Below are 14,940 nucleotides of genomic sequence, written 5' to 3'. Positions count from 1 at the left end.
TTGTTCGACAGCTTGACCAGGCGCCAATGCGGCGCCGCGGGCGCGAGCCGGTCGAGGAAGGGACGGCGTCGCGCGGCGGAGAACACGTCGACGAAGCGGTCGAGGTCGAGGTCGACGACGGAGACGCAGGTGTCCCCTCGGGTGAGGGCGGTCTCCAGCCCGGCGATCGCGTGCTCGGGCCGCATGGCCCGCACCCCCTGGCCCTTCAGGTAGGTGTTGCCCTCGACGCCGGCCATGGTCTCGCCGGCCCACAGGCCCCAGGCCACGGAGGTGACGCCGGTGCCGCGCCGGCTGCGGGCGAACCCGTCGAGGAAGGCGTTCGCGGCGGCATAGGCCCCCAGGCCCGGGCTGCCCCAGACGCCGGCGTTGGAGGAGAAGAGCACCAGGGTGCTCGCCTCGTCGCACAGGTCGGCCAGGTTCAGGGTCCCCTGCACCTTGGCGGCCGCGACGCGGCGCAGCTCGGCCGGCTCGAGCGCGACCACGGGTGTCGTGGTGGACGTGCCCGCGGCGTGGAACACCGCTGCGACCGTGCGACCCTCGGCCCGCTCGGCGGCGACCACCGCGGCGAGCGCGTCGTGGTCGGCGACGTCGCACGCGTGCACGCTGACCCCGACCCCGAGGGCCCCGAGCTCCGCGCGGAGCTCGGCGGCCGCCTCGCCACGCTCGCCCCCACGGCCGAGCAGCACCAGGTGCTCGGCGCCCGAACGCGCGAGCCAGCGCGCCACGTGCCGTCCGACCGCACCGAGGCCGCCCGTGACCAGCACGGTGCCCGACGGGGTCCAGGGCCGGGGCTCCTGCGGGACGGGGTCGGCCGTGAGACGACCCGCCCACACGTCGGTGCCGCGCACCGCGAGGACGTCCTCCGGGCCAGCTGCGGCGACCGCGGCCGCCACGACCCCGGCGGCGTCGTCGTCGAGGTCGTCGACGTCGACGTGGCCGCCCCACCCCTGCGGGTGCTCCAGGCCCACCACGCGGGCGAGCCCGGCGACGGCCGACTGCGCGGGGTCGACGGTGCTGCCACCGGCGTCGGAGGCGCGGCGGGTCACGACCCACAGGGGCGCAGGGTCCTGCGCGCCGGACCACGAGCGCACGAGGGCGCCCAGCGCCTCCGTGGCCGCGAGCGGGTCGCGCTCGTCGCCGTCGTGCGGGAGGGCCACGACGCCCAGCGTCGGCGAGCCGTCGACTCCCGAGCGTCCCCACGACGCCTCGACGTCGTCGGGACCCACGACCTCGACCAGCCCACCGCGCTGCTCCACGGCGCGTCGGACGGCGTCGACCTCGTGGGCCGCGGAGTCGGACGCGACCAGCAGCACGCGACCCGCGACCGGGACGTCGGCGACCTCGGTCCGCTCCCACTGCACCGTGTAGCGCCAGTCGTCGGCGGGTCCCCCGGTACGCGCACCCGCGAGCGGCGTCTCCAACCAGAAGCGTTCGTGCTGGAACGGGTAGGTCGGCAGCTCGACCGTGGCGGCCTCGCGGGGGAGCTCGCGCGACCAGTCGACGGGCAGTCCCGCGACGTGGGCCTCCGCGAGGGCCCGGACGAGGTCGGGGGCGCCGCCCTCGCCGCGCCGCAGCGTCCCGAGCACGGCGGCGTCGGCGTCGGCGTCCTCGACGACCTGCTCCAGCGCCATCGTCAGCACCGGGTGCGGGCTGACCTCGACGAGCGCGTCGGTGCCCTCGGCGAGCAGGCTCCGCGCCGCCTCGGCGAACCGCACCTGGCCGCGCAGGTTCCTGAACCAGTAGTCGGCGTCCATCGTGCTGGTGTCGATGGGCGCGCCGGTCAGCGAGGAGTGCAGCGGGACCCGGCCCGTCGTCGCGCTGACGCCGCGCAGCTCGCGCAGCACGTCGTCCCGCAGCGACTCCACGTGCGCGGTGTGCGACGCGTAGTCGACCGGGATCCGGCGGGCGCGCAGCCCGTCGGCCTCGCACTGCGCGAGCAGGTCGTCCAGCGCGGACGGGTCGCCCGCGACCACCACGGCGCGAGGGCTGTTGACCGACGCGACGGCGAGCGCGTCGCCGAACGGGGCGATCCTGCGGGACGCGTCGTCGGGGGTGGTCGCGAGCGACACCATGCCGCCGCGTCCCGCGATGCCGCGCAGGACCCTGCTGCGCAGCGCGACGACCCGCGCCGCGGTCTCCAGGTCGAGCGCCCCGGCCACCTGGGCCGCGGCGATCTCGCCCTGGGAGTGCCCCACCACCGCGGACGGCTGCACGCCGCTGTCGCGCCACACCTCGGCGAGCGAGACCATCACGGCGAACAAGGCCGGCTGCACCAGGTCGACGCGGTCCAGGGGCGACCCCGACCGCAGGGTCTCCAGCACCGAGACGTCGAGGTGGCCCGCGAGAGCCCGGTCGCACTCCCGCATCACCTCGGCGAACACGGTCGAGTGCTCGAGGAGGTCGGCACCCATGCCCACCCACTGCGCCCCCTGGCCAGGGAAGACGAACGCTGGCCGGCGGCGGTCACGACCCCGCCCGAGCAGCACGTCCCGCGACGGCTGGCCGTCCGCGAGGCGACCGAGCGCAACCCGCGCGCTGCCTGCGTCGTCGGCGACGACGACGGCGCGGTGCTCCAGCCGACTGCGACGGTGCAGCAGGGAGGCGGCCACGGGCACGACGGGGGCGTCCGCTGCCAGGACGTCGGCGTCGAGCAGCCGGCGCGCCTGGGCGCGCAGGGCCTGCGGCGTCCTGGCCGACAACATCAGCGGGACGGAGCGACGAGCGGCGGTGACGGGTGCGGTGGTCGTCGGTGCGGGCGTCGCTGGTCTGGTGGTCGCTGCGTCCACCTCCGGCTCGACCGCGGCGGGCCCCTCCTCGAGGACGACGTGCGCGTTGGTGCCGCTGATGCCGAAGGCCGAGACGCCCGCGCGGCGGACCCGTGCACCCCGCTCCCACGCCCGGCCCCGCGTCACGACCTCGAGGCGATCGTCCCAGTCGATCTGCGACGACGGGTTCTCGGCATGCAGCGACGCCGGCAACCAGTCGTGCTGCAGCGCGAGCACCGTCTTGATGACCCCGACGATGCCGGCCGCGGCCTGCGTGTGGCCGACGTTCGACTTCACCGAGCCCACCGCGAGCGGCGCCGTGCGGCCGGGACCGTAGGTGTCCATGAGGGCGTGGGCCTCGATCGGGTCACCGAGACGGGTGCCCGTCCCGTGCGCCTCCACGTAGTCGACGTCGACGCCGCGCAGACCGGCCTGGTCCAGTGCCTCGGTGATGACGCGACGCTGGGCGGGACCGCTCGGCGCGGTGAGCCCGTTGCTCGCGCCGTCCTGGTTCGCGGCGGTGCCGCGCAGCACCGCCAGCACCCGACGCCCGTCGCGCTGCGCGTCGCCCAGCCGCTGCAGCACGAGGACGCCGGCCCCCTCGGCCAGACCGAAGCCGTCCGCGTCGTCGGCGAAGGGCTTGCAGCGGCCGTCCGCAGCCAGGCCGCCCTGGCTCTCGAACTCCGTGAAGGCACCGGCGCTGCTCATCACCGTGACACCCCCGGCGAGCGCCAGCGAGCACTCGCCCCGGCGCAGCGACTGCACGGCCAGGTGGGTCGCGGTCAGGCCGGAGGAGCACGCCGTGTCGACCGACAGGGCGGGCCCCTCGAGGCCGAGCGTGTACGCGACCCGCCCGGACACGACGCTCGAGGCGTTGCCGATGCCGACGTACCCGAGCAGCTCGTCGGGAGCCTCGTCGGGTCGCGGTCCGTAGTCCGACGCCCCGACCCCCGCGAACACGCCGGTGGCGCTGCCCCGCAGCGAGCGCGGGTCGAGCCCGGCCCGCTCCACGGCCTCCCACGCGACCTCGAGCAGGATCCGCTGCTGCGGGTCCATCGCGAGCGCCTCGCGCGGCGAGATGCCGAAGAAGGCGGCGTCGAAGCCGGCGACGTCGTCGAGGAAGCCGCCCCGGCGCTCGCCCGGACCAGTCGGCCAGCCCCGGTCGGCCGGCGCGACCGACACGGCCTCGCCGTCGGAGACCAGCACCTGCCACAGCTGCTCGGGCGTGTCGATGCCGCCCGGCAGCCTGCACGCGACGCCGACGACCGCCACGGGCTCGCGGGACTGCGCCGTCACCTCGTCGAGCTCGGCCGTCACGGACTCCAGCTCGCCCAACGTGCGCTTGAGGTACTGCCTCAGCCGCGCCTCCACCGTCGACCCGGCCGCCTGGCCGCCACGATCGTCGTCACGTCCTGCGTTCATCGGTCCTGGTCCCCCTCAGCGCCCAACCGGGCGTCGAGCAACGAGAACAGCTCGTCGTCGCTCGTGTCGTCGTCGACGAGCGCCGCGGCCGCGGCACCACCGTCCCGTGCACGTCCCTCGACCTCGCCCGCGGGCAGGACGTCGAGCAGTCCCCGCACCCGCGACCCGAGGTCCGCGGGCAGCTGGTCCGGCGTGGCGTCGCGCACCGCCCGCTCGAGCGCGGCCAGCTGCTCCTCCAGCGAGGAGGCGTCGTGCTCCACCACCGGCTCCAGGTCCTCCAGCAGCCGTTCGGCGACCGCCTCGGCCGTCGGGTAGTCGAACACGAGGGTGCTCGGCAGCCGCACCGACGTCGCGTCGCGCAGGCGGTTGCGCAGCTCGACCGCGGCCAACGAGTCAAAGCCCAGGTCGCGGAAGGCACGCTGCTCGGGCAGCTGTGCCGCGCTGGAGAAACCGGCCACGGCAGCGGCGTGCGCGCGGACCAGGTCCAGCACCTCCGTCCGTCGCGCGTCGGCGTCCAGACCGCCCAGCCTCGACGCCCAGTCGGCGCCCCGCTCGTCGCGGTCGGGCCCGGTCCCGCGCCGCCCGCGCGTCGGCACCACGCGGTCTCTCGGCGCCACGCGGGCCCTCAGCACCTCGGGGACCACGTCGGCCTCGGCGAGCGCGTCGACGTCGAGCGCCATCGGGTACAGGACCGGCTCGTCCGAGCCGAGCGCCTCGTCGAGCAGCTCGAGCGCCCGAGCGCGCGACAGCGGGGCGACCCCGGTGCGGGCGATCTGGTCCTCCAGGCCACGCGTCAGGTCGCTAGAGTCCTGCCAGAGTCCCCATCCGAGCGCGGTCGCCCGCGCGCCGCGCGACGCACGTCGCGCCACGCACGCCTCGACCACCGCGTTCGCCGCGGCGTACACCCCCTGTCCGGGTCCGGCGAGCACCGAGGCCGCCGAGGAGAACACCGCGAAGAGGCCGAGGTCGAGATCCGCCGTGAGCTCGTCGAGGTGCTGCACGACGTCGACCTTGGGAGCCACCACGGTCTCCACCGCGTCGGCGTCGATGGACACCACGAACGAGTCGGCGAGCACGCCGGCGGCGTGAACGACGCCCACGAGCGGGTGCTCCGCGGGGACGCCTCGCACGACCTCGGCCAGGCGGGCGCGGTCAGTGGCCTCGCACGCGACGACGTCGACACGAGCCCCCTCGGCCTCGAGCTCGGCGACCAGGTCAGCCGCGCCCGGAGCGTCCGGGCCGCGACGGCTGACCAGCAGCAAGTGCCGGACGCCGCGGGTGGACACCAGGTGGCGCGCCACCAGCGATCCCAGCGTCCCGGTGCCGCCCACCACCAGCACGGTCCCCTCGAGCGGAGCCGGACGGGACTGCTCGACGACGAGCTTGCCGACGTGTCCGCCGCGGCTCATCTCCGTGAGGGCCGCGCGCAGGTCGGCCAGGGGTCGCGCACTGACCGGCACGGGCGGGACCCGTCCGCCGGCCAGGAGGTCGACGACCGTGCGCAGGATCTCGCCCAGCCGGTCGGGCCCGACCTCGCCGAGGTCGAACGGCAGGTAGCGCGCCGCGACGTCGGCCGGGTCGCGCAGGTCGGCCTTCCCGAGCTCGACGACCACGCCGTCCGGGGCCACCAACCGGATCGTCTCGTCCAGCAGCGGCCCGGTGAGGGAGTTGAGGACGACGTCGACGCCCCGGCCACGGGTGTGGCCGAGGAAGGCCTCGGCGAACCCGGAGGTCCTCGACGAGCGCACCTGGTCCGCGGGGAGACCGCGGGCCTGGACCGCATCGTGCTTGGCCGGCGACGCGGTCGCCAGGACGTCGGCGCCGGCGTGCAGGGCGAGCGACACGGCGGCCATGCCGACACCGCCGGCAGCCGCGTGCACCAGGACGGTCTGCCCCCGCTGCACGCCGGCCAGGTCGTGCAGCGCGTAGTAGGCCGTGGTGAAGGCGATGGGGACCGCCGCACCCTCGGCGAACGACCAGCCCGGGGGCAGCGGGGCCACGAGCCGCGCGTCGGTGACGGCGCGCTCGGCGTACGCACCGGCGAACAGGCCCAGCACCCGGTCGCCGACCTCGACGGAGGTGACCCCCTCGCCGACGGCCTCGACGACCCCCGCGGCCTCCGTGCCCATGAGGGCGGCGTCGGGATACACCTGCAGCGCCAGCATGACGTCGCGGAAGTTCAGGCCGGTGGCGCGGACCGCGACCCGGACCTCGCCCGGACCGGGCTGCAGCTGCGAGGCGGGGACCTTCTCGAGCACCAGCCCGTCGATCGACCCCGAGCCCGGCGCGACCCGCTGGCCCGCACCCGGCACCCATGAGGTCGGCCGGTCCTGCAGGCGGGGCACCAGCGTGAGCCCGTCGCGCACCGCGACCTGCGGAAGGTCCGGTCGCGCGGGGACGTCGAGTGCGCCGTCGACCAGCAGGAACCGGTTGGGCGACTCCGCCTGCGCCGCCCGCAGGACTCCCCACACGGCCGCGGGGCCCGGCCGCGCGGGCGGGTCGTCGGCCCCGACCCGCGCAGCGCCGTCGGTGACCACGACGAGACGAGCACGGCGACGGTCGGTCGCACCCCAGCGTCGGACCACCTCGGCCGCCCAGGCCACGGCGCGCCGCGTGGCCGTGATCGGGTCCGGGTCGTCGTCGACGTGCCGCAGCACGACGAGGTCCGCGTCGGGACGTCCGGGTGCGTCCAGCTCGTCGAGGGTCGTGACCTCGACCGTGGTGACGGTCGGCGCCGGCCCGTCCGGCTGCGCCGGGACCCAGGTGAGCGACTGGAGCGTCCCGCTGCGCAGGTCGGTGCCGGCCGAGGCGTCACGGACGACGATGCCGTCGACGGTGAGCACCGGCACGCCGGCGGGCGTGACCACCTCGAGCGATGCGTCCGAGCGGGGGTCGCCGCCGAGCACCACGCGCAGCGCCCCGACGACCGGACCGTGCACCCGGACGCCGTTCCACGCGAAGGGCAGCCGGCCAGACTCCGCGGCGGCCACCCCGAGGGTCTGCGCCACCACGTCGAGCAGCACCGGGTCGACGACGAACCCGTGCCGCGCCGCCGGGACCTCGACCTCGGCCAGCACCCGCTCGCCGGCACGCCAGGCACGGCGCAGGCCCCGGAAGGCCGGGCCGTACTCGAAGCCGAGGCCGGCGAGGGTGTCGTAGTGCCCGGCAAGCTCGATCGCGTCGGCATCTGCAGGCGGCCACGCCGACCCGCCGGACGTCGGTCTGGTGGTCGACGCGTCGGCGCCCAGCACGCCGCTGGCCTGGAGCGTCCACGTGGGGTCCTGCATGCCGTCGGGCGCGGCGTGCACCTGGAGGTCGCAGCGGCCGCCGTCGTCGGGGCCGACCACGAGGCGCAGGCGCAGACCACCGGCGGCCGGCAGCTCGAGCGGCTCCTGCAGGAGCAGCTCCTCCAGGACCGGCAGCCCGACGAGCTCGCCCGTGGCCAGGGCCAGCTCGACCAGGACGCTGCCCGGCACCAGGCGCCGACCCTCGACCACGTGCTCGGCGAGCCAGGGGTGAGCGTGCGGGTCGAGGCGCCCCACGAGCACCCGCTCCCCGCTGCCCGGGACCTCGACGACGGTGCTCAGCACCGGGTGCTCGACACCGGGCAGACCGCTGTCCGTCACCGGGGCAGGGCGGTGGCGGCGGGGCCAGAAGCGCTCCCGCTGGAAGGGGTAGGTGGGCAGGTCGACGAGCCGGCCGTCGGGCACGGTCGTCGCCGGCTCGACGCTCGCGCCGTGGACGAACGCCTCGCCCGTCGCGCGAGCGAGCTCGCGCGCGCCGGGGCGGTCGCGCCGCAGGGTCGCCACCACGTCGACGTCGGCGCCGAGGTCGTCGGCCACGTCCTGCACGCCCCCGAGCAGCACGGGGTGCGGGCTGGCCTCCACGAAGAGGTCGTGACCGTCGCGGACGAGTGCCTCGACCGTCTCGGTGAAGCGCACGCGTCCGCGCAGGTTGTCGTACCAGTAGCCGGCGTCCATCGACGCGGAGTCGATCCGCTCGGCGGTCACCGTCGAGTACACGGGGACCTCGCTCGTGCGCACCCGCACGTCGCCGAGCGCGTCGACGACCTGCGCACGCACCCGCTCGACCTCGCCGGAGTGGGAGCCGTAGCCCACCGCGACGCGTCGGGGCTCGTGCCCGGCCTGCTCCACGGCGGCGCAGAACGCGTCGAGCTGCTCCACGGGTCCGGCCACGACCACCATGCGCGGACCGTTGACCGCGGCCACGGCGAGCTGGTCGGCCCAGGGGGCCAGCAGACGCTCCGCCTCGTCCGCCGCGACGGCGACCGAGACCATGCCACCGTCGCCGTCGATCTCGCGCAGCGCCCGGCTGCGCAGGGCCACGACGCGGGCGGCCTCGTCCAGAGACAGCGCGCCGGCCACGCAGGCGGCGGCGATCTCGCCCTGTGAGTGGCCGACGACGGCCGCCGGGACGAGTCCGTGCTCACGCCAGGTGCGCGCCAGGGACACCATCATCGAGAACAGGACGGGCTGCAGCACGTCGACCCGCTCGGGGTCCACGTCAGCCCGTCCCTCCACGACGTCGAACAGGTCCCACGTGACGTGGGCGGAGAGCGCCTGCGCGCACTCCTGCATGGACTGCCGGAAGACCGTCGAGGTCGCCAGCAGGTCCCGCGCCATGCCGTCCCACTGGGAGCCCTGGCCCGGGAAGACCAGCACGGCCCGCCGGGGTCGCGAGAGCGTCGGGCCGACCCCGTCGGCCGTCGGCGAGCCGTCGGCGAGCGCCTCCAGGGCGGCGACGGCGGCCTGCACGTCGTCGGCCGGCACCGCCGCGCGCCACTCCATCGCGCTGCGTCCGCGGCTCAACGTCCAGGCGACGTCGCGGACGTCGTGCGTGCCGTCGGCCAGCCGAGAGGCGAGCTGGCGGGCGGCGCCGCGCACCGCCCCCTCGCTGCGCCCGGAGAGCACCAGGGGAACGGCGCGGGCCGCGTCTGCGCCGGGTCGCTCGACGGTCCCCGCGTCCGGCGCCTCCTCGAGCACCACGTGCGCGTTGGTCCCGCTCACGCCGAAGGACGAGACGCCGGCGCGGCGGGGGCGCTCTCCCCGCGGCCACGGCACGTCGTCCTGCGCGAGCCGCAGCCCGCCGGACGCCCAGTCCACGTGCGGCGTCGGCTCGTCGGCGTGGAGGGTCCGTGGCACCACCCCGTGCCGCAGCGCGAGCAGCACCTTGAGCATGCCGGCCGCGCCGGCGGCCGCCTGCGTGTGCCCCAGGTTGGACTTGACCGACCCGACGTGCACCGGGCGGCCGGGGTCGCGGCCGTAGGTGGAGAGCAGCGCGCCGGCCTCGATCGGGTCTCCGAGCTGGGTCCCCGTTCCGTGCGCCTCGACGACGTCGACGTCCTGCGGGCCGAGACCCGCGTCGGCGAGCGCGGCCCGCACCACCCGCTCCTGCGAGGGCCCGTTGGGCGCGGCGAGGCCGTTGCTCGCCCCGTCCTGGTTGACCGCGGTCCCGCGCACGACGCCGAGCACCGGGTAGCCTAGCTCCGCGGCGCGCGACAGCGGCACCAGCAGCATGGTCGCGACGCCGTCGGCCAGGGCGAAGCCGTCGGCGTCGGCGGAGAACGCCTTGCAACGGCCGTCGCGCGCCAGTCCCTGCTGGGAGCTGAAGTCGACGAACGTGTACGGGTCGGTCATCACCGTGACACCGCCGGCGAGCGCCATCGAGCACTCGCCGCTGCGCAACGCACGGACGGCGAGGTGGACCGCCACCAGCGAGGCGGAGCAGGCAGTGTCGACGGTGAGCGCCGGCCCCTCCCACCCGAAGGTGTAGGCGACGCGTCCCGAGAGCACGCTCGCCGCGTTGCCCAGGCCCTTGTAGCCGTCGACCCGGTCACCCTCGCCGTCGAGCAGGCTCGCGTAGGACTGTCCGTTCATGCCGAGGTAGACACCCACGTCGCTGCCGCGCACCGCTTCGGGGTCGATGCCCGCGCGCTCCATGGCCTCCCACGACGTCTCCAGCACGAGCCGCTGCTGGGGGTCCATGGCGAGCGCCTCGCGCGGGGTGATGCCGAAGAACCCGGGGTCGAAGGAGGCAACGTCGTCGAGGAACCCGCCGCGGTCGACGTACGTGGTGCCAGGACGCAGGCCCTCCGGGTCGTACAGGCCCTCGACGTCCCAGCCGCGGTCGTCGGGGAAGCTCCCCGTGACGTCGGCACCGGTCCGCAGCAGGTCCCACAGGCCCTCGGGGCTGCGGATCCCCCCGGGGAAGCGGCAGCCGACGCCGACGATCGCGATCGGCTCCTCGGCGGCCCCGCGTGCCACGGGGCGCTCGTCCTGCGCGCCGGCCTCCGGGTCGACGAGGGCCAGCAGGTGGTCGGCGATCGCGTTCACGCTGGGGTGGTCGTAGACCAGGGAGGCGGGCAAGGTCAGCCCGGTGCGGGCGACGAGGCTCTTGCGCAGGGCGAGGGTGCCCAGCGAGTCGAGCCCCTGCTCGCGCAGCGCCCGGGTCCGGCTGACCCGCGAGGCCTGGTCCTGCCCCAGGACGTCGGCGGCGACGTCGGCGACCAGGACGCGCGCTGCCTCACGGCGCTCCTCTCCCCCGAGGGCGGCGACGGCGCGCAGCTCCTCGCTGCCCGCGTCGTGCGTCGGACCGCTCGGTGTAGGGCCGGCGGCGGCCGGTGCAGCCGGCTGCGCGAGACCGTCGAACAGCGCGGTGGGTCGGGCGGCGGAGAACTCGTCGGCCAGGGCCGGCCAGTCCGCGTCGGCGACGACGACGTCCGACGGGGCGGCGGCGAGGATCGACTCCCACGCCTCGAGCGCGCGCGGTACGGCCAGCGCCCGCAGCGCGCTCCCGCTCAGGTCGGGGGCGGCGTCGTGGCCCGCAGGCAGGTCCCAGGGCGTCCACGTCACGACGCTGGTGGCGTGCCCCTGCGACCTCCGCCGCGCGGCGGTGGCCTCGAGGTAGGCGGCACCGGCCGCGTAGGCGGCCATGCCTGCGCCACCCCACGTGGCGGCCACCGAGGAGCAGAGGACCTCACGCTCCAGCCAGGCACCGTCGAGCAGCTCATCGAGCAGGTCGGGCAGGGACGAGCGGGCGGACACGGTGCGTCGGAAGCCGTCCGCGTCGGCCTCGACGACGGGGGCGAAGACCGGGTCGGACTCCGCGTGCACGACGGCGGTCGGCTCGTCCTCGCCGATCGCGGCGCGCAGGTCGGCGAGGTCGACGGGGCTGGTCGAGACCCGGACCCCGCCCTCCTCCAGCTCCCGGACCAGCTGCGGATCGGGCGCACGGCCGACGAGCACGAGGCGGTCGGCCCCGTGCTGGGCGACCCAGCGTGCGAGGACCGCCCCCACGGGCGTTGCCGCACCGGAGACGAGGACGGTGCCCCGCGGACGCCACCGGTCCGACGTGCGGGCTCCGCCGTCGCGGAGTCGGCGGCCGAGCAGCCGGCCGCCCCGGACCGCCATGACGCTCTCGCGTCGCCGACCCCAGGCGTCGGCGAGGGACGCAGCGACCTCCTCGCTCGCGGAGGCGGGCAGGTCGACCACACCGCCCCAGGCGTCGCCCAGCTCCAGCCGGGCCACGTGGCCGATACCGTGCAGCGTCGCCTGCTCGGGGTGGGCGGGCACCTCTCCCGGTGCGGCGGCGACCGCCCCGGCCGTGAGCAGCCAGAGCGGCGCACCGGACGTCGTGCGGGCCAGCGCCTGGACGGTGCTGCGTCCCCACTCCGCCACGGCGACCGCGTCCTGGCCCGGCGACGGGGGCAGCACCACGGTGCCGGCCAGCCCGTCGGGCACCTCGGCGGTGCCGTCCGCCCAGGCGTCGACAACGGCGGTCGAGACGACCTGGGCGGTGCCGCCCGCGCGCCCGACCGCGTCGAGGACGACGTCGGACCAACCCTCGGCGGCATCGTCCGGTGTCACGACGAGCCACGTCCCGGCAGGTGCGGCGGTGCTGTCCGACCGGTCGAGCGTCGACCACTCGACGTGGTGCACCAGGCCCGCCGGACGGGCGCCGCCGCGTCTCTCGGACCGCCAGAAGCGACGGTGCTGGAACGGGTAGGTGACGGGCAGGGCGCGGCCCCGGCCACCGGGGGCGACCGTGCTCCACGCGATCTCGACCCCGGCGACGTAGGCCGCCGCCACGGCGCGCGCGAACCCCGTGGGACCGCCGTCCCCGCGGCGCAGGGTGGCCAGCACGACCGCCCCGTCGCCGCCGCTGCCGGACTCGACCGTCGCCGTGAGCGCCGGCAGGAGGACCGGGTGCGGACCCACCTCGACGAAGGCGTCGTAGCCCTGGTCCACCATCAGGTCGACCGTCTCGTGCAGCCGCACGCGCTCACGCAGGTTGCGGAACCAGTACTCCGCGTCGAGCCGGGAGCCGGCGAGCGGGCCGGCCGTCACGGTCGAGTAGAACGCGATCTCGCCGTCACGCGGGCGCACCTCGCGTGCGTGCCGGAGCACCTCCTCGCGCACGGCGTCGACGTGGGCGGAGTGCGACGCGTAGTCGACGTCGACGGTCCGCGCGGCGAGGCCGTCGCGCTCGCACGTCGCGACGAGGTCGGCCAGCGCGTCGCGGTCGCCGGAGACCACGACGGACCGGGGACCGTTCACCGCGGCGACCGACAGCGCCGAACCCCAGGCGGAGATCCGCTCGCGTGCCGCGTCCTCGTCGCACGCGACGGCGACCATGCCACCCTGCGACGACAGTCGACGCAGCGCCTGGCTGCGCAGCACCACGAGTCGCGCGGCGTCGTCGAGCGTGAGGATCCCCGCGACGTGGGCGGCGGCGATCTCGCCCTGGGAGTGACCGACGACGGCCGCGGGCTCGACCCCGCGGCTCCGCCAGAGGCGGGCGAGCGCCACCATGACGGTGAACAGCACCGGCTGCACCACGTCGACGCGCTCGAGGCCCGGCGCGCCGGGCTCCTGGCGCAGGACGTCGGCGACGGACCAGTCCTGCCACGGTCGCATCGCCGCGTCGCACGCGTCGACCGCCTCGGCGAACAGCGCGCTGGTCGCCATCAGCTCGCGGCCCATCTCGGGCCACTGGGAGCCCTGTCCCGGGAACACGAACGCCGTGGTCCGTCCGCCGGCGTCCGCCGTGCCCCGGACGACGTCGCCGTCCGGCTGGTCGCGACCCACCGTCGCGAGCGCGTCGAGGGCGGCCGCGGGGGTCGAGGCCACCACGACCGCGCGGTGCTCGAGGTGGGCCCGGGTGGTGCCCAGGCTCACGGCCAGGTCGGCCAGGTCGACCGACTCCGCGCGCAGGAGCCCCGCGACGCGGTGGGCCTGCTCCACCAGCGCCTCGGGCGTCCGCGCCGACATCGGCAGCAGGACCGGTCCGGAGACCGGTTCCCGGTCGACGGGGCCCGACTCCTCCTCGGTCGCGGGCGCCTCCTCGACGATGACGTGCGCGTTCGTGCCGCTGATGCCGATCGCGGACAGGCCCGCCCGCCGCGGACGGTCCGACCTCGGCCAGGGTCGCGCCTGGTCGAGCAGACGCACCGCGCCCGACGTCCAGTCGACGTGGGTGCTGGGCTCCTCGACGTGCAGCGTGCGCGGGAGACACTCGTGCTGCAGCGCCAGCACGACCTTGAGCAGCCCGGTTGTGCCGGCCGCGGCCTGCGTGTGCCCGAGGTTCGACTTCACCGACCCGAGGGCCAGCGGCTCCGACCGGTCCTGTCCGTAGACCTCGAGCAGCGCCCCCGCCTCGATCGGGTCGCCGAGGGCCGTGCCGGTGCCGTGCGCCTCCACCACGTCGACGTCGGCCGGCTCGAGACCGCACCGTTCGAGGGCGGCCCTCAGGACGCGCCGCTGGGCACGACCGCTCGGCGCGGACAGGCCGTTGCTCGCGCCGTCCTGGTTCACGGCGCTGCCGCGCACGACCGCGAGGACCGGGTGGCCGAGCCGCTGGGCGTCGGAGAGCCGCTCGAGGAGGACCAGGGACACGCCCTCGGAGAAGCCGAACCCGTCGGCGCCGGCGCCGAACGCCTTCGACCGCCCGTCGGCCGCGAGAGCGCGCTGACGGCTGAAGTCAACGAAGACGTCGGGCGAGCCCATGACCGCCGCACCGCCGACCACGGCCAGGCTCGACTCGCCCTTGCGCAGCGAGTCGACGGCGAGGTGCAGGGCGACGAGCGAGGACGAGCAGGCCGTGTCGACCGTCAGGGACGGACCCTCGAGGCCGAACGTGTACGACAGCCGGCCGGACGCGACCGAGGGCGCCGTCCCCGTCACCGCGTACCCGTCGGGGTCGCCCACGTCGCCCTCGCCGTAGCCGAACTTCGCCGCACCGACGAACACGCCGGTCGCCGAGCCGCGCAGCCCCAGCGGGTCCATGCCGGCGCGCTCGAAGAGCTCCCAGCACGACTCCAGCAGGATGCGGTGCTGCGGGTCCATGGCCTCGGCCTCGCGGGGAGCGATGCCGAACAGCTCCGGGTCGAAGCCCGTCGCGTCGTCGAGGAAGCCCGCCTGGTCGACGTAGCTCGTCCCGGGGTGGTCGGGGTCGGGGTCGAAGAGGCCGGTCAGGTCCCACCCGCGGTCGTCGGGGAAGTCCGACAGCGTCTCGCGCCCCGCGTCGAGCAGGTCCCACAGCTTCTCGGGGGTGTCGATCCCGGCGGGTAGGCGGCACGCCATCGAGACGACGGCCACGGGGTCGGACTCGAGCTGCTGCACCCGCCGCCGTGCCGCGCGCAGCTCGGTGGTCGCCCGGCGCAGCAGGGCTGCGGTCCGGTCCTGCGGGTCCTGCTCGTTCATCGTTCCTCCGTGGTCGTGCGTGGTGCCGGGCC

Annotated in this window: 2 protein-coding genes; both read right to left on the bottom strand. The window is 76.1% G+C overall.

The window, feature by feature from the left end; all coding sequences use genetic code 11:
• On the bottom strand, window positions 1-4,187 hold a 4,187-nt coding region (locus A6Q81_RS01345), incomplete at its 3' end, for a type I polyketide synthase (protein WP_286689258.1).
• Window positions 4,184-14,908, bottom strand: coding sequence for a type I polyketide synthase (locus A6Q81_RS01340; protein ID WP_286689257.1), 10,725 nt, complete (start codon window positions 14,906-14,908; stop codon window positions 4,184-4,186). The genes A6Q81_RS01340 and A6Q81_RS01345, both read right to left, overlap by 4 nt.
• Window positions 14,909-14,940 lie beyond the last annotated feature (32 nt).

The sequence above is a fragment of the Aeromicrobium sp. REDSEA-S38_B2 genome, assembly GCF_001628525.1.
GTDB lineage: Bacteria > Actinomycetota > Actinomycetes > Propionibacteriales > Nocardioidaceae > Aeromicrobium > Aeromicrobium erythreum.
Note: the sequence above shows the minus strand (reverse complement) of the source record. Positions and strands in the feature narration are given on the sequence as shown.

What these genes read in the sequence shown, in the direction of transcription:
- A6Q81_RS01340 (WP_286689257.1), bottom strand. Translation starts at nt 14,908, where the DNA reads ATGAACGAGCAGGACCCGCAGGACCGGACCGCAGCCCTGCTGCGCCGG.